The 20,671-nt window shown below is 43.0% G+C and carries 21 protein-coding genes and 2 rRNA genes; 1 reads left to right on the top strand and 22 read right to left on the bottom strand.

What is annotated here, in order from left to right; all coding sequences use genetic code 11:
* Position 1: 1 nt before the first annotated feature.
* The 3 genes from I6H64_RS02250 to I6H64_RS02240 all read right to left on the bottom strand — a co-directional run bounded on the left by I6H64_RS02250 (position 2) and on the right by I6H64_RS02240 (position 5,419).
* Positions 2–2,923: ribosomal RNA gene (locus tag I6H64_RS02250) — 23S ribosomal RNA — on the bottom strand.
* Positions 2,924–3,144: 221 nt separating this feature from the next.
* A 16S ribosomal RNA gene (locus I6H64_RS02245) occupies positions 3,145–4,721 on the bottom strand.
* The 16S and 23S rRNA genes sit together here, the layout of an rRNA operon.
* Before the next feature lie 323 nt (positions 4,722–5,044).
* Positions 5,045–5,419, bottom strand: coding sequence for a S1 RNA-binding domain-containing protein (locus I6H64_RS02240; protein WP_002832018.1), 375 nt, complete (start codon positions 5,417–5,419; stop codon positions 5,045–5,047).
* A 187-nt stretch (positions 5,420–5,606) separates the two neighbouring features.
* Here I6H64_RS02240 and I6H64_RS02235 point away from each other — a divergent pair, with 187 nt between their 5' ends.
* Positions 5,607–6,254, top strand: coding sequence for a VTT domain-containing protein (locus tag I6H64_RS02235; protein ID WP_008842346.1), 648 nt, complete (start codon positions 5,607–5,609; stop codon positions 6,252–6,254).
* Positions 6,255–6,280: 26 nt separating this feature from the next.
* On the opposite strand, the gene I6H64_RS02230 is transcribed toward I6H64_RS02235, so the two are convergent.
* The 19 genes from I6H64_RS02230 to purB all read right to left on the bottom strand — a co-directional run bounded on the left by I6H64_RS02230 (position 6,281) and on the right by purB (position 20,564).
* On the bottom strand, positions 6,281–6,907 hold the full coding sequence (locus tag I6H64_RS02230; RefSeq protein WP_036667886.1) for a TIGR01906 family membrane protein: 627 nt from the start codon (positions 6,905–6,907) through the stop codon (positions 6,281–6,283).
* Positions 6,898–7,671, bottom strand: a complete 774-nt coding sequence (locus I6H64_RS02225; protein WP_008842344.1) for a TIGR01457 family HAD-type hydrolase — start codon at positions 7,669–7,671, stop codon at positions 6,898–6,900. Before I6H64_RS02225 ends, I6H64_RS02230 begins: the two co-directional genes overlap by 10 nt.
* Positions 7,671–8,204, bottom strand: a complete 534-nt coding sequence (locus I6H64_RS02220; RefSeq protein ID WP_002832021.1) for a YutD family protein — start codon at positions 8,202–8,204, stop codon at positions 7,671–7,673. The genes I6H64_RS02225 and I6H64_RS02220 overlap by 1 nt, the downstream gene beginning before the upstream one ends.
* 99 nt (positions 8,205–8,303) lie before the next feature.
* On the bottom strand, positions 8,304–8,912 hold the full coding sequence (locus I6H64_RS02215; protein ID WP_036685877.1) for a metallophosphoesterase: 609 nt from the start codon (positions 8,910–8,912) through the stop codon (positions 8,304–8,306).
* A 198-nt stretch (positions 8,913–9,110) separates the two neighbouring features.
* Positions 9,111–10,115: a class I SAM-dependent methyltransferase gene (locus I6H64_RS02210; RefSeq protein WP_005917557.1), complete on the bottom strand. Its 1,005-nt coding sequence runs from the start codon at positions 10,113–10,115 to the stop codon at positions 9,111–9,113.
* A gap of 16 nt (positions 10,116–10,131) precedes the next feature.
* Positions 10,132–10,455: a hypothetical protein gene (locus I6H64_RS02205; protein WP_005917559.1), complete on the bottom strand. Its 324-nt coding sequence runs from the start codon at positions 10,453–10,455 to the stop codon at positions 10,132–10,134.
* On the bottom strand, positions 10,415–10,849 hold the full coding sequence (locus I6H64_RS02200; protein WP_008842342.1) for a ComGF family competence protein: 435 nt from the start codon (positions 10,847–10,849) through the stop codon (positions 10,415–10,417). Before I6H64_RS02200 ends, I6H64_RS02205 begins: the two co-directional genes overlap by 41 nt.
* Positions 10,827–11,015 carry a hypothetical protein gene (locus tag I6H64_RS02195; protein WP_004166002.1) on the bottom strand — a complete coding sequence of 63 codons (189 nt, stop codon included), beginning with the start codon at positions 11,013–11,015 and terminating at the stop codon, positions 10,827–10,829. Before I6H64_RS02195 ends, I6H64_RS02200 begins: the two co-directional genes overlap by 23 nt.
* Positions 10,996–11,442 carry a type II secretion system protein gene (locus I6H64_RS02190; RefSeq protein WP_008842340.1) on the bottom strand — a complete coding sequence of 149 codons (447 nt, stop codon included), beginning with the start codon at positions 11,440–11,442 and terminating at the stop codon, positions 10,996–10,998. The genes I6H64_RS02195 and I6H64_RS02190 overlap by 20 nt, the downstream gene beginning before the upstream one ends.
* Complete coding sequence (comGC, locus tag I6H64_RS02185) at positions 11,426–11,734, bottom strand: competence type IV pilus major pilin ComGC (protein WP_005917570.1); 309 nt, start codon at positions 11,732–11,734, stop codon at positions 11,426–11,428. Before comGC ends, I6H64_RS02190 begins: the two co-directional genes overlap by 17 nt.
* Positions 11,734–12,765, bottom strand: coding sequence for a competence type IV pilus assembly protein ComGB (gene comGB / locus I6H64_RS02180; protein WP_005917572.1), 1,032 nt, complete (start codon positions 12,763–12,765; stop codon positions 11,734–11,736). The genes comGC and comGB overlap by 1 nt, the downstream gene beginning before the upstream one ends.
* A complete protein-coding gene (gene comGA / locus I6H64_RS02175) occupies positions 12,719–13,681 on the bottom strand; it encodes a competence type IV pilus ATPase ComGA (RefSeq protein WP_036685874.1) in 963 nt (320 codons plus the stop codon). Before comGA ends, comGB begins: the two co-directional genes overlap by 47 nt.
* A gap of 295 nt (positions 13,682–13,976) precedes the next feature.
* Complete coding sequence (gene rbsK / locus I6H64_RS02170; RefSeq protein WP_008842336.1) at positions 13,977–14,888, bottom strand: ribokinase; 912 nt, start codon at positions 14,886–14,888, stop codon at positions 13,977–13,979.
* 142 nt (positions 14,889–15,030) lie between these two features.
* Complete coding sequence (locus I6H64_RS02165; protein WP_002832031.1) at positions 15,031–15,768, bottom strand: YebC/PmpR family DNA-binding transcriptional regulator; 738 nt, start codon at positions 15,766–15,768, stop codon at positions 15,031–15,033.
* Positions 15,769–15,984: 216 nt separating this feature from the next.
* Positions 15,985–17,418: a multicopper oxidase family protein gene (locus I6H64_RS02160; RefSeq protein WP_008842334.1), complete on the bottom strand. Its 1,434-nt coding sequence runs from the start codon at positions 17,416–17,418 to the stop codon at positions 15,985–15,987.
* Complete coding sequence (locus I6H64_RS02155; RefSeq protein ID WP_163925361.1) at positions 17,415–17,588, bottom strand: hypothetical protein; 174 nt, start codon at positions 17,586–17,588, stop codon at positions 17,415–17,417. Before I6H64_RS02155 ends, I6H64_RS02160 begins: the two co-directional genes overlap by 4 nt.
* Positions 17,589–17,830: 242 nt before the next feature.
* Positions 17,831–18,388: an elongation factor P gene (efp, locus tag I6H64_RS02150; RefSeq protein WP_002832037.1), complete on the bottom strand. Its 558-nt coding sequence runs from the start codon at positions 18,386–18,388 to the stop codon at positions 17,831–17,833.
* Positions 18,389–18,675: 287 nt separating this feature from the next.
* Positions 18,676–19,230 (bottom strand): cysteine hydrolase family protein, encoded by a 555-nt coding sequence (locus I6H64_RS02145; protein WP_002832038.1) that lies wholly within the window; start codon positions 19,228–19,230, stop codon positions 18,676–18,678.
* Positions 19,231–19,262: 32 nt separating this feature from the next.
* On the bottom strand, positions 19,263–20,564 hold the full coding sequence (gene purB / locus I6H64_RS02140; protein ID WP_024863049.1) for an adenylosuccinate lyase: 1,302 nt from the start codon (positions 20,562–20,564) through the stop codon (positions 19,263–19,265).
* Positions 20,565–20,671: the final 107 nt, after the last annotated feature.

The following is a 20,671-nucleotide window of genomic DNA, read 5'->3' as shown; positions in this document are numbered from 1 at the left end:
CTTGGTTAAGTCCTCGACCGATTAGTACTAGTCCGCTCCATGTATCGCTACACTTCCACTTCTAGCCTATCTACCTGATCATCTCTCAGGGGTCTTACTTGCCCGAAGGCAATGGGAAATCTCATCTTGAGGCGAGTTTCACACTTAGATGCTTTCAGCGTTTATCTCATCCACACATAGCTACCCAGCGATGCTCCTGGCGGAACAACTGGTACACCAGCGGTGTGTCCATCCCGGTCCTCTCGTACTAAGGACAGCTCCTCTCAAATTTCCTACGCCCGCGACGGATAGGGACCGAACTGTCTCACGACGTTCTGAACCCAGCTCGCGTACCGCTTTAATGGGCGAACAGCCCAACCCTTGGGACCGACTACAGCCCCAGGATGCGATGAGCCGACATCGAGGTGCCAAACCTCCCCGTCGATGTGAACTCTTGGGGAGATAAGCCTGTTATCCCCAGGGTAGCTTTTATCCGTTGAGCGATGGCCCTTCCATACGGAACCACCGGATCACTAAGCCCGACTTTCGTCCCTGCTCGACCTGTCTGTCTCGCAGTCAAGCTCCCTTCTGCCTTTACACTCTGCGAATGATTTCCAACCATTCTGAGGGAACCTTTGGGCGCCTCCGTTACCTTTTAGGAGGCGACCGCCCCAGTCAAACTGCCCACCAGACACTGTCTCCCGCCACGATTAGTGGCGCGGGTTAGAGGGTTCATACAACGAGGGTAGTATCCCACTTGCGCCTCCTCCGAAACTAGCGTTCCGGATTCTACGGCTCCTACCTATTCTGTACAAGCTGTACAAACACTCAATATCAAGTTACAGTAAAGCTCCATGGGGTCTTTCCGTCCTGTCGCGGGTAACCCGCATCTTCACGGGTATTATAATTTCACCGAGTCTCTCGTTGAGACAGTGCCCAGATCGTTACGCCTTTCGTGCGGGTCGGAACTTACCCGACAAGGAATTTCGCTACCTTAGGACCGTTATAGTTACGGCCGCCGTTTACTGGGGCTTCAGTTCAAAGCTTCGCTTACGCTAACTCATCCCCTTAACCTTCCAGCACCGGGCAGGCGTCAGCCCCTATACGTCATCTTACGATTTTGCAGAAACCTGTGTTTTTGATAAACAGTCGCCTGGGCCTTTTCACTGCGGCTGATCTTGCGATCAGCACCCCTTCTCCCGAAGTTACGGGGTCATTTTGCCGAGTTCCTTAACGAGAGTTCTCTCGCTCACCTTAGGATACTCTCCTCGACTACCTGTGTCGGTTTGCGGTACGGGTAGTTAAACTCTAACTAGAAGCTTTTCTCGGCAGCGTGACGTCAGGAACTTCGTTACTTAAATTTCACTCCCCATCACCGCTTGTCCTTAAGAAATCAAGCATTTGACTCGACTTCAGACTTACGGCTTGGACACCCACTTCCAATCGGGTGCATTCCTTAGCCTCCTGCGTCCCTCCATTGTTCAAACAAGTTTAACTAGTACAGGAATCTCAACCTGTTATCCATCGCCTACGCCTCTCGGCCTCGGCTTAGGTCCCGACTAACCCTGGGAGGACGAGCCTTCCCCAGGAAACCTTAGTCATACGGTGGATAGGATTCTCACCTATCTTTCGCTACTCATACCGGCATTCTCACTTCTAAGCGCTCCAACAGTCCTCACGGTCTGCCTTCGTCGCCCTTAGAACGCTCTCCTATCACGCCACCTAATGGTGGCATCCACAGTCTCGGTAATATGTTTAAGCCCCGGTACATTTTCGGCGCAGGATCACTCGACTAGTGAGCTATTACGCACTCTTTAAATGGTGGCTGCTTCTGAGCCAACATCCTAGTTGTCTATGCAACTCCACATCCTTTTCCACTTAACATATATTTAGGGACCTTAACTGGTGGTCTGGGCTGTTCCCCTTTCGACGATGGATCTTATCACTCACCGTCTGACTCCCGGACATAAATCGATGGCATTCGGAGTTTATCTGAATTCGGTAACCCATGACGGGCCCCTAGTCCAAACAGTGGCTCTACCTCCACGATCCTAATTCCGAGGCTAGCCCTAAAGCTATTTCGGAGAGAACCAGCTATCTCCAAGTTCGTTTGGAATTTCACCGCTACCCACACCTCATCTCAGCACTTTTCAACGTACACGAGTTCGGTCCTCCAGTGCGTTTTACCGCACCTTCAACCTGGACATGGGTAGGTCACTTGGTTTCGGGTCTACATCCGCATACTAATTCGCCCTCTTCAGACTCGCTTTCGCTTCGGCTCCGTCTCTTCAACTTAACCTGGCATACGAACGTAACTCGCCGGTTCATTCTACAAAAGGCACGCCATCACCCATTAACGGGCTCTGACTTCTTGTAGGCACATGGTTTCAAGAACTATTTCACTCCCCTTCCGGGGTGCTTTTCACCTTTCCCTCACGGTACTGGTTCACTATCGGTCACTAGGTAGTATTTAGCCTTGGGAGATGGTCCTCCCGGATTCCAACGGAATTTCACGTGCTCCGCCGTACTCAGGATCCTGAACTGAGGGAGCTTGATTTAACTTACGGGGCTGTCACCCTCTCTGGCTGGCCTTCCCAGGCCCTTCAGCTATCAAGCTCTTTGGTAACTCAAATGTTCAGTCCTACAACCCCAAGAAGCAAGCTTCTTGGTTTGGGCTGTTCCCGTTTCGCTCGCCGCTACTCAGGGAATCGAATTTTCTTTCTGTTCCTGTGGGTACTGAGATGTTTCAGTTCCCCACGTTTACCTTCACACATCCTATGAATTCAGATGCGGATAATAGTCGATTAAAACTATTGGGTTGCCCCATTCGGAAATCCCCGGATCAAAGCTTACTTACAGCTCCCCGAGGCATATCGGTGTTAGTCCCGTCCTTCATCGGCTCCTAGTACCAAGGCATCCACCATGCGCCCTTCCTAACTTAACCTAACTTTACCTACGGTAAAGCGATTAATTGAGTATTGCGATTATTTTGAACTAATCTTGTTTAACTCTTTAAAATTACGCGGTTTTCTCTCGGTTTAATTATGATTAATTAAAATCAGAAAATTATAGATATTATTCAGTTTTCAAAGAACAAAAGTGAGAGTAGACCTCTCAAAACTAAACAAAACTTTGACTCGTGTGCGGTTCCGTATTATTCCTTAGAAAGGAGGTGATCCAGCCGCAGGTTCTCCTACGGCTACCTTGTTACGACTTCACCCTAATCATCTGTCCCACCTTAGACGGCTAGCTCCTAAAAGGTTACCCCACCGGCTTTGGGTGTTACAAACTCTCATGGTGTGACGGGCGGTGTGTACAAGGCCCGGGAACGTATTCACCGCGGCATGCTGATCCGCGATTACTAGCGATTCCGACTTCGTGTAGGCGAGTTGCAGCCTACAGTCCGAACTGAGAATGGTTTTAAGAGATTAGCTAAACCTCGCGGTTTCGCGACTCGTTGTACCATCCATTGTAGCACGTGTGTAGCCCAGGTCATAAGGGGCATGATGATTTGACGTCGTCCCCACCTTCCTCCGGTTTGTCACCGGCAGTCTCACTAGAGTGCCCAACTGAATGCTGGCAACTAGTAATAAGGGTTGCGCTCGTTGCGGGACTTAACCCAACATCTCACGACACGAGCTGACGACAACCATGCACCACCTGTCATTCTGTCCCCGAAGGGAACGCCTAATCTCTTAGGTTGGCAGAAGATGTCAAGACCTGGTAAGGTTCTTCGCGTAGCTTCGAATTAAACCACATGCTCCACCGCTTGTGCGGGCCCCCGTCAATTCTTTTGAGTTTCAACCTTGCGGTCGTACTCCCCAGGCGGATTACTTAATGCGTTAGCTGCAGCACTGAAGGGCGGAAACCCTCCAACACTTAGTAATCATCGTTTACGGCATGGACTACCAGGGTATCTAATCCTGTTCGCTACCCATGCTTTCGAGCCTCAGCGTCAGTTACAGACCAGACAGCCGCCTTCGCCACTGGTGTTCTTCCATATATCTACGCATTTCACCGCTACACATGGAGTTCCACTGTCCTCTTCTGCACTCAAGTCTCCCAGTTTCCAATGCACTTCTTCGGTTGAGCCGAAGGCTTTCACATTAGACTTAAAAGACCGCCTGCGCTCGCTTTACGCCCAATAAATCCGGATAACGCTTGCCACCTACGTATTACCGCGGCTGCTGGCACGTAGTTAGCCGTGGCTTTCTGGTTAAATACCGTCACTGGGTGAACAGTTACTCTCACCCACGTTCTTCTTTAACAACAGAGCTTTACGAGCCGAAACCCTTCTTCACTCACGCGGCGTTGCTCCATCAGACTTGCGTCCATTGTGGAAGATTCCCTACTGCTGCCTCCCGTAGGAGTCTGGGCCGTGTCTCAGTCCCAATGTGGCCGATTACCCTCTCAGGTCGGCTACGCATCATCGCCTTGGTGAGCCGTTACCTCACCAACTAGCTAATGCGCCGCGGGTCCATCCAGAAGTGATAGCAGAGCCATCTTTTAAAAGAAAACCAGGCGGTTTTCTCTGTTATACGGTATTAGCATCTGTTTCCAGGTGTTATCCCCTGCTTCTGGGCAGGTTACCCACGTGTTACTCACCCGTCCGCCACTCACTTCGTGTTAAAATCTCATTCAGTGCAAGCACGTCATAATCAATTAACGGAAGTTCGTTCGACTTGCATGTATTAGGCACGCCGCCAGCGTTCATCCTGAGCCAAGATCAAACTCTCATATTAAAATGATGAGTCTTTTTCAAGCTCATTAATTGTTTGTTTTTGCGAATTGACTTCGCATGTTTGTTCTCACTAAATCAATTTGATTTGCGAGTCCTCACACGATCGTTTGTCAAAATTTTGTTCAGTTTTCAAAGGTCTACCAGCGTTGTCGTATCAACGTTTATAACGTTTTTGACAACTATTTAAATATATCATCATGAGAATCAATTGTCAACAACTTTTTTAAATTGTTTTAATTTGAAATCTCATGAACGACGTCTTCCTTAACGCCGCTCAAATATAGTACCAAGTTTTATACGGGTACGTCAACCCATTTTTCTAAATTATTTTAATTTTTCCGCTTTCCACCCCTCCAAGTGCTCTGCTAACGGCTTAAAACCTGCATCATAGTGGCTTTTTGTCCAAAAATGCTTATGATTAACATAAAAATTAATTGGCCTAGGGTACTTACTTAAGTTACCCTTGGTTTCCTTTAAAGCACGAATTGACAGCGCAAAGCGTCGATTGCCATCATCTTCCATTACCACCGCTTGAACTTTTTCTCCAATATCAAAAGCGTGGTGCATATTTCTAATATACTGATTGTCACACTCTGAAACATGTATCAACCCCTTACGTCCCTTTTTATCCTGAATAAAAAGACCGTAATCCCGGATGCCAACGATTTTTACTTCAAGTATTTCTCCTAGTTTATACATATTGCTCTGCTCCCCTCTAAAAGTTTAATTTTAAGGTAATCTTTTAAAAAAGCAAAGTTCCTTCTCTAACTGTATGATAATATAGACTGCGGATTCAAGAAAAGCGGGATTAAAACAAGGCTTTCTAGACGGTGAAAGTTAAATCCTCAATATATGATACCTAAATTTTTAGATAAGGAATGATTCTTTGCAAACTCTAATTGACTTTGTTCTTCACATTGACGAACACTTGGTAACTATTGTAAATAACTTCGGTAACTATTCTTACTTAATTCTATTTGCCATTATCTTTATTGAAACTGGTGCCGTAATTCTCCCGTTTCTACCAGGTGATTCCCTTTTATTTGCAGCTACTGCTCTTTCTGCTAAACCTGAATACGGGCTAAACGTTTGGGCATTCATCATTTTATTTTCTCTTGCAGCCTTATTGGGAGACTCCCTAAACTTCTTTTTAGGAAAGCACGTCGGAATGGCACTGCGCAGGCATCCCTTCTTTGGTAAGTTTATCAGTGACGAAAAAATGGACGAAGCTCAGCATTTTTTCGAGAAGCATGGTAACATTTCCATCACCCTAGCACGGTTCATGCCCATCATTAGAACTTTCGCTCCTTTTGTTGCTGCTGGAGCTAACATGCCTTACCGATCATTCATCCGCTATAACATCGTGGGGAATTTTGCTTGGGTAGCCGTTTGCTGTGGTGCTGGTTACTTCTTTGGCAACATCCCATTTGTAAAAGAGCATTTTTCATTAGTGGTAATTGGCATTATCGTCGTTTCCCTAATTCCTGCAATAATTTCGTTCATCAAGTCAAAATCAAAAAAACAGGTCAACTAACGTAACCCCGCTCATTAAACGGAGGTCTACGTTAGGACCTGTTTTTTTATTATTCGATAAAAAATGATCATGTACATTTCAAAAAGAATTCCTATTAAGGCAAAACTAAGCGCGAAAAACCGATCCGTTAATACGTTGATAATCGGATCCGTTTTTGGATCAAAAATCCAATAATTATCCCTAAAAAAGACTTGGTGAAAAATAATAAAATAACGGTTAAAATCCACTGCCAAGAAAAAAATGATTAACGGAGTTACCACAATGGCAATCTGAAAGAAACGCAACATTTGCCACTCCTGTTTTTCTCTAAAAATTCGGTGCCAAATTAATAGTAGTCCGCCGATTGCCAATACCAACGTAATGGAATTTAATAAAAATAGATTTTTTACCGCCGCCATATGAATTAACCCTCCCTTAGAAAAAGGGAAATCCGCCAAGTTAAGACGTTTCACCCAGGGCAATTCTAAGTACGCTAATAGTTGGTGGTAATTTTTGATGACCTGCGCAGTAGTTAAACCCGTTGTGTGAACAGTTCGCGCCGTTAATGACCAATGAAACAACCAGGGCGAATTGATTGTAAGAAAAATTGCACCACTAATTCCAACCCAAATTGTCAATAAAGCTGCCATTAGTTTGCGCATTTTTATTGCCATTCATCAAAACTATTAATTTCGTGCGTAGGTTTAACCGCCTGCTTTGCCACCAATTCAGGCGTTGAAACCCCCGTATACACCAATAAAGTATCCATGCCAAAATTGATTCCAGCGGAAATGTCAGTCATGTAATTGTCTCCCACCATAACTACCTGATCCTTTGGCAACCCCATTACCTTTAATGCCTTTTCCATAATAATGGTTTCTGGCTTTCCGATATAAAAGGCCTTTTGCTGCGTTGAACGCTCTAGCAAAGCAATTACAGAGCCCGCACCCGGTACTAATCCCCGTTCATTAGGCAAATTAGTGTCCGCGTTGGTGCCAATAAATTTAGCACCTTTTTTTACTGCTAAGGTTGCTACCTCAAATTTATGATATGTAACATCGTAATCCAACCCGGCAACCACGTAGTCGGGGTGGTCTTCTTCCATTTCAAACCCCTTCGCTAAAATTGCACGTTTCAACCCGATTTCACCGATAATGTAGACTTTGCGATGATCTTTGTCAGCAATTCCATCCAAATAATCTGCAGTAGCCAAAGCAGCCGTATAAACATTTTCCGGTTTCACTTTAATATCATGGTTTTCCGTCAAATTTTTTGCTACGTCTTCTGGAGTTTTAGTCGTATTGTTAGTTACGAACAAAAACGGAATCTGCTTTTCCTGTAACCGTTCGACGAACCGCTTAGCTGCCGGAATCTTCTCTTTTCCCCGGTACATCGTTCCGTCTAAATCAATCATATATCCACCATAATTTTCAATCATTACTTCTTTTTCTCCCTTATTTTAAAAGTTTTTTGTCGTTTCTTTTTACCGGTACCCACCACTTCGTTACGTCGTTTTGCGACTGGCTTGCGTGATTTAGCCTTCTTCGAAACCGGCCGTTTTGCTTTATGTTTAGTTTCTGCGCGGTGCCATTCTTTAATCCAGCGTCGCTTTGAACGCTCATTAACTTGCATATTACGTAATATAAAGTATGGACACCCAAAACTACAAATTTCAAAAAGGTAGTCTTCGAAACGACTGATTTTTAATTCGTTAGGCACCTTTTCTTCATCTGCAAAAAAGCCCTTCAGCCGTAGTTGTCCCGAACCGATATCCCCAACAATAAAGTCGTACCGACTCAGCAACCCGACAAAGCGTTCGGCCATCAATTCTTCATCAAACGCATCGCGATAATTTTTTTCTAAACGATATTCGTGATCGTTGATTAGAACCTCGTCTGTATTGACTTGAACGACCCGGTTAACCACCGGACGTCGCATTTCCGCCAACTCTTCATTTGTTTTTTTATTCATCACTATTCCCCGCTTATTGTATAGCACCATCCTAAATTAAAAGGAACGTACAGGTCAATATCTTACTTTAATTACCGTAACTTTTCCATAGCCTACAGCTTAACGCCGTTTTTTAAAGTCAATTCTTTTTCCGTCAATCATTTGTTCAATATCACTTTCAGAAAAGGGGGCGCCAAACGGAATTTGGTAATCTAAATAATCCTTTTCAGGAGTGTCGACCCCCACATTGATATTTTCCTTAATATTCACGCTATAATGATGGATGTGCCCATGCAAATTAATCACTTGCTGGACAATCCCTAGCATAATTGGGTAGTGGCTCATAATTAACTGCCGGTGATTCATTTTAATAATTGTTCCTACCGAATGAAATTCAAATTTCGGCTTACCATTCACTAAGTAATTATGTTTAGATAAATATTTAAATAAACTCCGCGAATCATGATTCCCCTTAATTAAAACTAGTCGCCCGTTAAGCCGTTTTAATAGCTCGTACACCTCTTCATGCGCCTTTTTTTCTGGGCGCACAAAATTTAACGCAATGTCGCCTAAATGATAAACCACGTCCTGATCCGTCACCCGTTGATTCCAATTTTTAATTATTGCTTCGTGCATCGCATTAATATTAGTAAAATCACGTGGCGCAAAGTCATGGTCTTTTAGTAGCTCTTTATGAAAAAAATGGGTATCTGCCGTAAAAAAATTCAAATTATCATCCTCTTCATTACTTTCCCTTGATTTTTTCATTCTAACTAAGAATCATTTTTAATTGTACCGCGGCTATAAGAACTTTGTACAATTTCCCTCTACGCAAAAAACTGGAAACCTCTATCAGAGGTCTCCAGCCTGCGGCATCGAAATTATCGGGGGTAACTGTGCTTAAAAATAATTAAGCGGTTCAAACAATTATTTCAAACTTTTTTGCGCCCATTTTTTGAAATCCTTGAGGAACGCCACCATTTCCTTTTGCTCCTTAAAGTCTGGAAATTCACCTAACAAAACTTGATCAGCCTGTTTAGCATTCTGACCCACCTTTTGCAGAATTAAAATCGATTTTTGTGCTTTAGCGTCTTTAAACATCTTACTTGGCAAGTTTAAAATCGCCTGTAAATAAATCTTGTCGTGGAAAAATGCTAGTAGCTTTTTGGCCTCTTCCGTTTGAAAAAGGTTACTTGGAACTAAATAAACTCCAAAGCCACCCGGCCGTACCGCCTTCATTGATTGCTCAATTAATAAATGGTGTACAAAGGAATGTCCCTCCGAGCTACGCGTCTCAAAACCAACCGTTCGCTCATCAATTGGGTAATATCCAACCGGCAAATCTGAAACTACAATATCAGCATTTTTAACCAACAAATTATCGATGCTGTCTTGATGGTAGAGATCCACTTTTAAATGCTCGAAAATAAAGGACATACTTGCAATCGCAAGCATAGTATCGTCATTATCGATTCCCGTCCCGTTGAATTTAACTTGGTGATCTTGAAAATAATTCAAAATGGTTGATAGCAAGTTCCCCGTGCCAACTGCCGGGTCGAATATTGATACTTGATCTTGGGATAACGGCAAATTCTCAATGATGTAGTTAAAAAGCATTCCAATTGCTTCCGGAGTGAATTGGTGATTAGCTTGGATGCGTTCGACCCGGTTTGCTTGGATCATCACCAATTGGATGGCCTTGCGAAGCTCTTCAGGTTCATATTCCTGCCAGTTAAAATCTGCGTAAACTTGCTTTAATTTTTGTACCGTTACTTGATCTGGTTTACCGTCTTCAACTTGGATTTCTCCCGTAATTAAGTTATCCCCCGTTTCAATGAACGCGTCTAAAAAATCCACGTCCAAATTTTTTTGTAATAGTTCGGTTGATTCCTTAAAAACACGGTATATTTTTTCAATTTTTTCTGTATCCATTTGCGATCCTTCCTCACTAATATCCACTTTCGTTAAATCTAACCTTTACAGTATTACCTTTCTTGAGTTTTATCGTCAAGTTTTGATCCTGATTTAATTCTACCGTACCCAGTTTTTTATTAGTCAACTTTTTAATTTCTTTTTCTCGGTAACGTAATAAAAACTGGTTGGCCAAGATTTTAACTTGGGTGGTCGCTTGTTCATTTTTTAATCGCAAAATTGTTTGTCGTGCTTGGTCATTCAAAAACAGATTAATTCCCGCCATAAACGTTAATACAAACAAAGCGGTAATCATCGCGCTAGCTTTCTTTTTCGGCTGGTGGAATAAACGCGTACGCACTATAGTTGCCTCCATAAACCTTCATTTTAATTTGAACTAAATTACCGACCCGTTTGAAAGAAACCGCACGCACCCCCGGCATTAACGGCATATGCCCGGGAGTATAACGCAGCATATTTTTTCGCGAATAGTACTCCAGCTCGTAACGCTTCTTTTGCGCTTCTGAATACAAGATCAAGCGATTAGGGCGAACTTCTTTCAAACGAAAATCGTGCCGCTTTGATTCTAAATCTTGAACAACCTCGGTAATTTTGTCTTCAAAATCAGCTTCAGCTTTATGCTTAGTTGCTTTGACTGCCATGATTGTTAAGTTAACCATCAGTACCATAATTAATAATGCTAAAATTGCTTCAGCCAACGTAAATCCGTATTTATAATTTTTGCCTGAGTTCATTTAAAACTTCCCGTTCTTGATTAAGCTCGATTCGGTTTTCCCTAATACTAACCTGCCAACTATGCCAAGTGTTCATCATAACTGCTAAAAAGCTTCCCAGAATAAATAGTCCCACGATTCCTTCATAAAGCAACGTGCCAGTCTTTTTACACCCGGGTAATTTCATAAACACCCCATCCTAACTGTGCTGCTAAGCGGTATTTGTTTTGACCATTCTCCTGTAAAACCACCGTCGTGGGGGTAACAATCCCATCTCGACCAATCCGAATGGTCCGGTCGGTATACGGCTCTAAGTTAGGAGGTAAATCTAAATATTTAGAGTGTCGCTCCCGTCCGTGCTGCCAATGAAACATCACGCTGTGATCGTCTTTAATAAAAATTACCGAGCCCTGGCAACCTTCATACATTGCCAACCGTTCCATTTCCTGCCAACCCATTTCGAAACGTTTAAAAAATATTTTCTCCTGCTGTTCACTATGGGCTCCCCGAAAATTAATCAGCCCCATTCCAATTGTGCTACAAGTGATTAACAATACCACAATGCTTTCTAAAAGGGTAAATCCCGCTTTCCGGACGTCAACTACGGCTAACATGACCGCTACTATCTACTTTAATCCCGTCCTGATTAACTTGGTCCATTTGCTTATCCGATAAGTATCCTTTTTCCTTTAAATCATCTAAGCTTTCCGGTAAATGATTGTATTCATTTTCATACAAGTCCACTTGAGTTTGAACAACTTCGGTAAGTGCATCGCCCTGGATGTTGCGAGCATTATGTTTTTGACTAGTTACGTTTGGTAAAATAATTAGGATTAATAATGAAATGATAAACAACACGACTGTCATTTCGATTAATGTAAACGCTTTCTTAATTCTGTTTTTCATTACGACACTTCCTTTATTGAGTTATACATTGGCATCAATAGGTTCCAGTACATAATTACAATTACTATCCCAATAATGCCAAATAAAATTGGTTGAACTACTAAAATCAAACGTTCAATCCGACTAATTAAGTTTTTATACTTCATCATTGACAACGCGTAAATTTCCGTTGCTAAGGCATCTTTTTGACTTCCTTTTTGGATTACCAAACTTAGTTCGGTTGGCAGATAAACAGCCTTTTGAATAATTTGATCCACCTGCCGGCCGTTCGCAATGCTGTGTTCAACCTTTCGCCCAATTTGGTGCAACAACGATTTTGAATCTAACTGGTTAAGGTATTTACAAATACTTCCCACAGACATCCCGTTGGCAATTAGAAAAGATAGGTTTGCTAATAAATAATAGTGGCAATAATTTTGGTAAAGCGGCCCAATGATGGGTAAACGACAAAGAAGGTTGACTTGGTTAGTAATGCTGGAACGTTTGAATTTCCAGAAATAATATCCTAGCGCTGCTACCGCAACCAAAAAGACCGCTACCCACCCTGCCTTAATCAATTGGCTATCCCAACTTTTAGTTCCCCGATTCCAGTCTGCTAATTCTGGCATGATGTAAATCCGCATCCCCACCATCATGAGTCCTAAAAACAATAGCAAAAATAACGGATATTGGATCACTGACCGTAGTTTTTTTCGTTGCTGTTCCTGACTGGTGAAAATTTGGGCAATCGTGTTGAGCGTCCTAACAAGGCCCCCATGCTGATCTGCAATTGCCAGTTGATAATAAATGTTCGTGCTTACGTAAGGCTGAAAGGCGGCCGAAAAAGATTGCCCGCGCTGCAGCTGTTCAATCACGTTTTGCATCGGTTTAGCAATCGAGGGTCGCATAATACGAATAAAATCTACGCTTTTTCTTAGCGAAATGCCCATTTTTAACAAATCCACCATCGTGGAGAAGATAAACGCCTGGTCTGCTAAAGGTATTTTACCCGTACTGGTAGTCCTGATATACTTCGTTGGTAATTTGGCCACTGTTTTTCCACTCCTCTAACTTGGTCTGCCACCTTGGTGACTTAGTTTTTAACAACGGGTGGAATGACTTCATTTCCGCTAGAATTCGGATAGAACCATTTTTAATTGGAATAATCCGTTGGTAAATGGTGGCGGTTAGCGCCTCCTTTAAATAATCTTCTTGCACTCCCAACTCTAGCAACCGGTCCCAAACCCCTTCCGTGCTTTTACAATGCAAAGTAGTTAATACTAAGTGACCACTCAGCGCAGCTTGAACCGCGATTTCGGCTGTTTTACTATCCCGAATTTCGCCAATAATAAATATATCTGGCCGGTTTCGTAGTCCACTTTTTAACAATGCTTGGTAGGTCATTCCGGACTTCTCGTTAACCTGTAATTGCAGGAAGTTATTTTCTTGAATTTCTACCGGATCTTCAATCGACATTACGAGTTTTGAACCACTTAACTTTTTAGCAATCTCGTAAATTAACGTAGTCTTCCCCGAACCAGTTGGCCCAGAAAAAACAATCATCCCCCTTAAACGCGCCGCCGCTTCAATATCTTGCAGGCTGACCGGGTCTAAAATTTCATGTTGCTGCTTCAACTCGTAAATAAAGCGAACCACCATCGAAGGGCGGTCTAAAAAGTCCCCTACCGTTGAAATTCGTAAATTCACCACCTGACCATCGGCTGCCAACCAGGTCATGGCGCCGCTTTGGGGTCGACGTCGTTCACTTATTGACATATCTGCGCGATACTTAATATATGACATAATTTGTTCGGCTTCCCGCTGTTCGATGTGCGTAGACTTGCGATATCCCTGCACATTTCGATAAAGCATCTGGTATTTATCGTTACGGGGCATAATAAACAAATCACTATCATGATGAACAATGCTTTCTTGCATAATTCGACTTAATTGGTTTGTTATATCCACTACTCATTTCGCCTCCTCATCATGTAGATACGAAAAGTCGGCAAATTTATTTTTTTAAACCATTTTTTAATTAGTAAATTTGTTATCACCGCGGTGAGTAAAACTGCTAACCTTAACTACCTTAAAAAACTAAAAAGGAACCCCTTAAGAATTTTTCGATTCTTAAGAGGTTCCTTTAACTTGGTCACCTTTTCTGGTAATAAATCGTATTTGCAAGCTTAATTAGCTTTACTTAACGGACAACCCACTTTGACTTTCTTACAACTAAATGTTTTTTACCTACCGAAATAGAAATTTATTTCAGAATATCTTTCCGAGTCGGAATTGAAGGTTGCGCCCCCATCTTCTGGACTGCTAACGAAGATGCCTTGTTACCATACTCAATGGCGGTTTTTAAATTACTTAAATCAGGATTTAATTCCGAGCTTAAAGCACCTAAGAAAGTATCTCCCGCTGCCGTTGTATCCACCGCCTGGACTTTAAATGCCGGAACGATTCCGTGTTGCGCACCATCATCGTAGAACACACCCTTACTTCCTAGGGTGATAATTACGGTTGCCACGCCTAGGTCGTGTAAGCGTTGGGCTGCTTTTAACATTGCCGCTTCGTCAGTCACGGCAATTCCAGTTAAAATTTCGACTTCCGTTTCATTCGGGGTGATCACATCCGTATTTTTTAGTAGCTCTGCTGGTAACTTAGCCACCGCTGGTGCGGGATTCAAAATGGTTTTAACTCCCAACTCTTTAGCCATTTGGAAAGCAAATTGCGTTGTTTCTACAGGAGTTTCTAGTTGGGCAACCATTAAATCTGCTGCAGCAATTTGTGCTTGGGCCTTCTTCACGTCCGCGGCGGATAATTGCGCATTGGCACCGCCATAAATTAAAATTCGGTTTTCGCCACTCTTTTCTACCATCACAAATGCTTGTCCAGTACCTGCATCCTCATCTACCGCTACCAAGTCGGTAGTAACTCCGCTATTAACCAACTGTTGCAGCATGAACTTACCGTTTTCGTCTGCGCCGACCCGGCCAATAAAACTCGTTTGCGCACCAGAGCGAGCAGCAGCAATTGCCTGGTTAGCTCCTTTACCGCCACCAGCCATGTCTTGATTATTTAATGCTAATGTTTCGCCAGGTTCGGGGACCCGATCCATCTGTAAAATTCGATCCACGTTTAAACTACCTAGCACAACTACTTTATTAGTCATTTTGCCACCTCATTATCATTACGTATGCAATGATTTTACCACACCGGTTTTACGCCCGCCTACCACCATTGAAACTTTCTTTTACTAAAAAGGCACAAAAAAACCAACCCGCATAAAATGGGGTTGGTTCTGAAATTCATTATTATTCAGCGTCATCTGGTAAAACAGCAGCTTCGTATACTTCTGAAACGTCGTCGTTGTTTTCCAATTCGTCGATTAATCCCGTGTATTGCTTTACTTTATCAGCAGGAACTTGAGTTTCCGTTTCCGGAATCATGGTTAATTCAGCATTTGCCAAATCATAACCCTTAGCTTCAAGTGCATCACGAACGGCAGCAAATTCTTTAGGATCCGTGTAGATTTCGAATACTTCATCAGAAGTTTGTACGTCATCCGCACCTGCTTCGATAGCATCTTCCATCATTTGGTCTTCGTCTTTATCCAAACCTTCGCGTTTAATAACGATGTAGCCCTTCCGGTCGAACATGTACGAAACTGAACCAGTAGCTCCTAGTGAACCACCATGATGAGTGAAAGCAGAACGAACAGCTGCAGCCGTCCGGTTCTTATTATCAGTCAAAGCAGAAACGATAATTGCGGTTCCTGCTGGTCCATAACCTTCGTAAGTAATTTCTTCGTAGTTAGCTCCACCAGTACCGCTACCCTTATCAATAGCACGTTTAATGTTATCTTTTGGCATGTTAGCTGCACGAGCTTTATCCATCATTAAGCGAAGTTGAGGGTTGGCAGAAGGGTCCGGACCCCCAGCTTTAACTGCCACGTAGATCTCCCGGGAGATCCGTTGGAAAATTTTACCACGTTTTGCGTCTTGGGCGTTTTTACGGCCTTGAATATTATGCCACTTTGAATGTCCTGACATTTCCGAACTCCTTCTTTCATATTATATTTATCGTATTCATAGACGCTTAATATAATACGCTTCCGAAATATGCTTGTCAACGGAAGTTCGTGCTCATCCAAGATCGCTTCCGCGTCCGTAATCCGCCAAGTTTCTAACTGGAAGTTATTCCGATTGATTGCCGACCGCTAATGCACGTTAACTTGTTGACCTTAACCGTAAAACACTCTCTAATTCCTACATTTTATGGTTCATTGGCATTAGATGATATTCAATTGGGTGATCTGGATCAAAAATTTCAATTTGGGCCATCATTCCGGTATCTTCGTGTTCCAAAATGTGGCAGTGGTACATAAAGATTCCTAATTTGGTAAATTTAACCTTAATCCGAACCGTTTCGTTAGGGTTAACTCCAATGGTATCTTTCCAACCGTGCTCATTGGGATTAACCGCGTGCCCGTTGCGATCAATCAATTGGAATTGGCAGCCATGGATGTGGAACGGGTGAATCATCCCACCTTCCATGTCGTTAGTGTTGGAAACTTCCCAAATTTGGGTTTGATCAACTTGCTGGCGGGTGTCAATTCGTTGCATATCAAACAACTTGCCATCCAACCGCACTTGATCATCCATCCCGGACATCACCGTTTTGAAGACAGGAGTATTTTCGTCAACGGACAATGCTGGAATTTCTGCCAATGGTGACGGTAGCAGCATATTTTCCTTCTTAATGTCGCCAATTTTGAATTTAATTAGGTCGAAGTCGTCAGTTTGCAAAATTACCTCTTGTCCCGGTTGGTAATCGGAGAAGTTAACCAATACGTCGGCCCGTTCCGCACAGGTCAGCATAATGCGATCCATTTCAACGGCTTCCGGCAACAGTCCCCCGTCGCTACCAATCTGGGTGAAGGGATGATAATCCGCAAAGTGAAGCCGCCATTCTCGCCGGTTAGAACCATTCAAGAAACGTAACCGGACAATTGGCTTAGTAACGTTAACCACCGGATTGACCGTGCCGTTAACCAACGCGTAATCGCCCAAGGTTCCGTCCACATCGTAGTCGGCTTTGTAATCTAGTTGATTATCGTGATAGCTACGATCCTGCAATACCACTGGAAAATCATTAACTCCCCAGCGCCGTGGAAGCTTAAGGCTTTGTTCGTGTCCATCGGTAATAATTACCGGTGCTGCCAGCCCATTCCAAACTTGGCGCGCCGTCTCTGGACATGGATGCGGATGCAACCAAATGTTAGCCGCCGGTTGGTCGACCGTAAACGTAATTTTACGTTCCCCGTGCGGATAGACTGGCGCATGAGGACCCCCATCTTCGTAGGGTCCCACAATATTCAATCCATGCCAATGGAAAGTAGTAACCTCGTCTAATTCATTTTTTAAAGTGACGTGGTAGGTCTTACCAGTTTCAAACTGAATTGCCGGACCTAAAATACTACCGTTGTATCCCCAAGTGTGCGTTGGCTTGCCAGGCAAAATCTTCGTTTCTCCAGCTTGAGCAGTTACCGTATAATAAATTTCATTTCCTTCTATTCGATCAGGTTTCAAAAAAGCCGGAACGTTCAATGGGTGTTCTTCTCCAGGCGCCTTTTTTAACGGGCGGTACCCACCGTCATGATAATCATAGGCGTTTTCATCATATAGATACTTTGTAATCATTTTGATTTCCCTCCCATTTTAAAGTTATGTATCAAGCATATTACTGACTCCAACAGCATTCCGCCCGCCATTACGTACATTGCGGGCATCATTTGGTTAGTAGCCACCAAGTAAAACAAATACACGTAGAGCAATACAAAAAATATCGACCCAATTTTAGACTTAATCATCAACTAACCCCCATTTCTACTTTAGAACAATTATAAAGTACACCCAATTGCCGAAAATGTAAAGGTTTCCCTAAAAGTCTAAAATAGCACTCAACTTTATCGCGGTTAACTTTCCCACTACGTTAACCGCTTCCACCCACGGAAACAAAAAAGCTGGGAAAAATTCCCAGCTTCAAGCATTTCCTCGCAACGTCGTCTAACTGCGAAAAGTAGATTAATTATTCTATTCTAAGACTGCACAATTACGCCCGTTTTGTGTAAGTACCCTTTTCGGTATTAATAATTAACGTTTCGCCCTCTTGGACAAAATCCGGAACGTTAACTACCAAACCGGTTTCCATAGTGGCTGGTTTACCAGAACCGGTTACCGTTGCCCCCTTAATGGAAGGTGAAGTTTCCACAACCTTGAGTTCTACCGTAGTTGGAAGCGTAATCCCGATCACTTCGTCACCATAGAAGTTGATTTTCACTTCCGTATTTTCTAGTAAGTATTTCATTTCTTGTTCAATACTTGAAATTGGTAGTTCGTATTGTTCATAAGTCTCCGTGTCCATGAAAATCGCCGTATCGTCTTGCCGATATAGGTATTGGGCTTCCTTAGTATCCACAATTGCTTGCTCAACTTTTTCGGTTGGCCGCATCGTAGTTTGCACGGTAGCTCCCGAACGTACGTCATAAAGCTTCATTTGCATTACCGTGTTTCCCTTACCAGGCTTGTGGTGGTTCGTTTCAAGAACTTTAATCAACTTACCATCCTTAATAAACGTCATTCCTGCTTTTAAATTAATTGCTTCAACCATTTAATCAATCTCCTTTAAGTTATTTACAATAAATATGGAATCCTCCCTAAAAACTTAGTTAGGAGGGATTGAAAAAATGCTTCGCATGATTTTTAGAGTAAAGCTCATCTGCGCCCTCCGCGATTTATTGTTTATCTCCATTCTAGCATAAAAAAGCGCTTAAATGGACGGCTTCTCTAGCGGGGCTAAAAAGCATTTAGCTATAAAAAAAGTGCAACGCCCACTTATCCACTAAGCTAGCACTACACTTCTAAATTTATTAGATACTCAATTTTATTTTAAATCAGCTATTCAATCGTCGCCCCTAACGCATTTTTAAAATGGGACAACGCCCATTCTTGACCGTGTTCGGTAAACGTTGCGACCGTCGTTGGGTCAATAATTAACTGGTAACCCAGGTCATAGGCATCAACTGCCGTATGCAAGACACAAATATCCGTACAAACCCCTGCTAATCGCAAAGTATCTACGTGACGTTCACGTAAACGAATGTCTAAATCTGTGCCCGCAAAGGAACTATAACGAGTTTTAGCAAACTGCCGGACCCGCGGATTATCCTGATTCAATTCGTACCAGTCCTTTAATTGGCCATACAATTCCCGTCCCCAGGATCCTTCTAAATTATGCGCATCAAATAATTTGGTTTCGGGATGGTAGGGATCCTTTTCAACATGTAGATCCGTTGGTAGCATTACCCAACCACCTTCGCGAAGTTCCCGATTAGCGGCTTTAATCAAGGCTGGTTCAATTGCTTGGCCCACCTTGCCAGTCGTTAACGCTCCGTTCGTAGCAACAAAATCATTTGTATAATCAATAATCAGTAAAGCTTCGTTTGCCCCCATTTTAATTCCTCGCTTCCTGGTTTTGCACCTGCTTATTCTACGTTAATTCCACAACGTTGGTAAATCGCGTCAACGTTCTTCAAGTGGTAGCGATAGTTAAAAATTGATTTAACTTCTTCATCACTTAACGTCGTCTTTATTTTACTATCTTTAAGCAGTAAGTCCATAAAATGCTGCCCAGTATTCCAAACTTCCATGGCAATTGGTTGAACAGTGTCGTAAGCTTCTTCCCGAGTCCAACCTTTATCGATGAGCTTCAACATGACTTGTTGTGAGAAAATCAACCCGTGGGTCATTTCCAAATCCTTTTTAATTTCGTCTTCGTTAATGACCAGGTTATTTAAAATCCGGTTCATCCGGTTTAATACATAGTCCACCAAGGAAGTCGCGTCCGGTAAAATTACCCGTTCTGCCGAAGAATGCGAAATATCACGTTCGTGCCACAAATTCATGTTTTCAAAGGCCGTAACCATCTCGCCACGCACCACCCGACTTAAACCAGAAACATTTTCTGAGCCGATCGGATTACGTTTATGAGGCATTGCGGAAGAACCCTTTTGACCCTTGGCAAAGCCTTCCCGCATTTCGTTAACTTCGGTACGTTGTAAATGCCGAATTTCAGTTGCCATTTCTTCAATTTGGGAAGCAATCAGTGCTAGCACGCTTAAGTATTCGGCGTGTAAATCCCGTGGCAAAATCTGGGTGGAAATTTCTTGGTGCCGGATTCCCAACATTTCGCAAACCCACTCTTCAATTTGAGGAGTGATATTAGCAAACGTTCCTACTGCACCGCTGATTTTACCCACTTCAATGTGTTGGCGAGCCTGCTTGAAGCGTTCAATATTGCGGTTGATTTCGGAATACCAGCGTAGGAATTTCAAACCGATCGTAGTTGGTTCCGCGTGAATCCCGTGGGTCCGCCCTACCGTAATCAGGTCTTTATACTTGATTGCCATTTCCTTCAAAGTTGCTTGGAGCTTTTCTAAATCAGCTGCGATGATTTTGTTAGCTGCTTTAATCCGCAACGATTGTGCAGTGTCAACCACGTCGGTACTGGTCAAACCGTAATGGATCCATTTCCGTTCTTCACCTAAAGATTCGGAAACCGCCCTTGTAAAGGCAATCACGTCATGGTGAGTCTGACTTTCAATTTCATCAATTCGGTCAATATCAAAACGCGCATTCTTCTCAATTAGTGCTAGGTCTTCATCCGGAACTTTTCCGACCTTATTCCAAGCTTTGACTACCGCAATTTCAACTTCTAGCCAACTGTCAAACTGCGCTTGCCGGTTCCATATTTTTTGCATTTCAGGTCGTGTATAACGATCAATCATTTAGATTACCCCTCGTCCTAAAAAAATTATTTACTAACCTATTTTATCAAACTCTCCCTAATTAATAAACGCGAACTATCAAATGCTTAACCCTTCCAATAATTCGG

Origin of the sequence: Pediococcus acidilactici, assembly GCF_016127815.1 — a bacterium.
Lineage (GTDB): Bacteria > Bacillota > Bacilli > Lactobacillales > Lactobacillaceae > Pediococcus > Pediococcus acidilactici.
The sequence above is the reverse complement of the archived record's forward strand: the minus strand, read 5'-3'. Positions and strand labels throughout refer to the sequence as shown.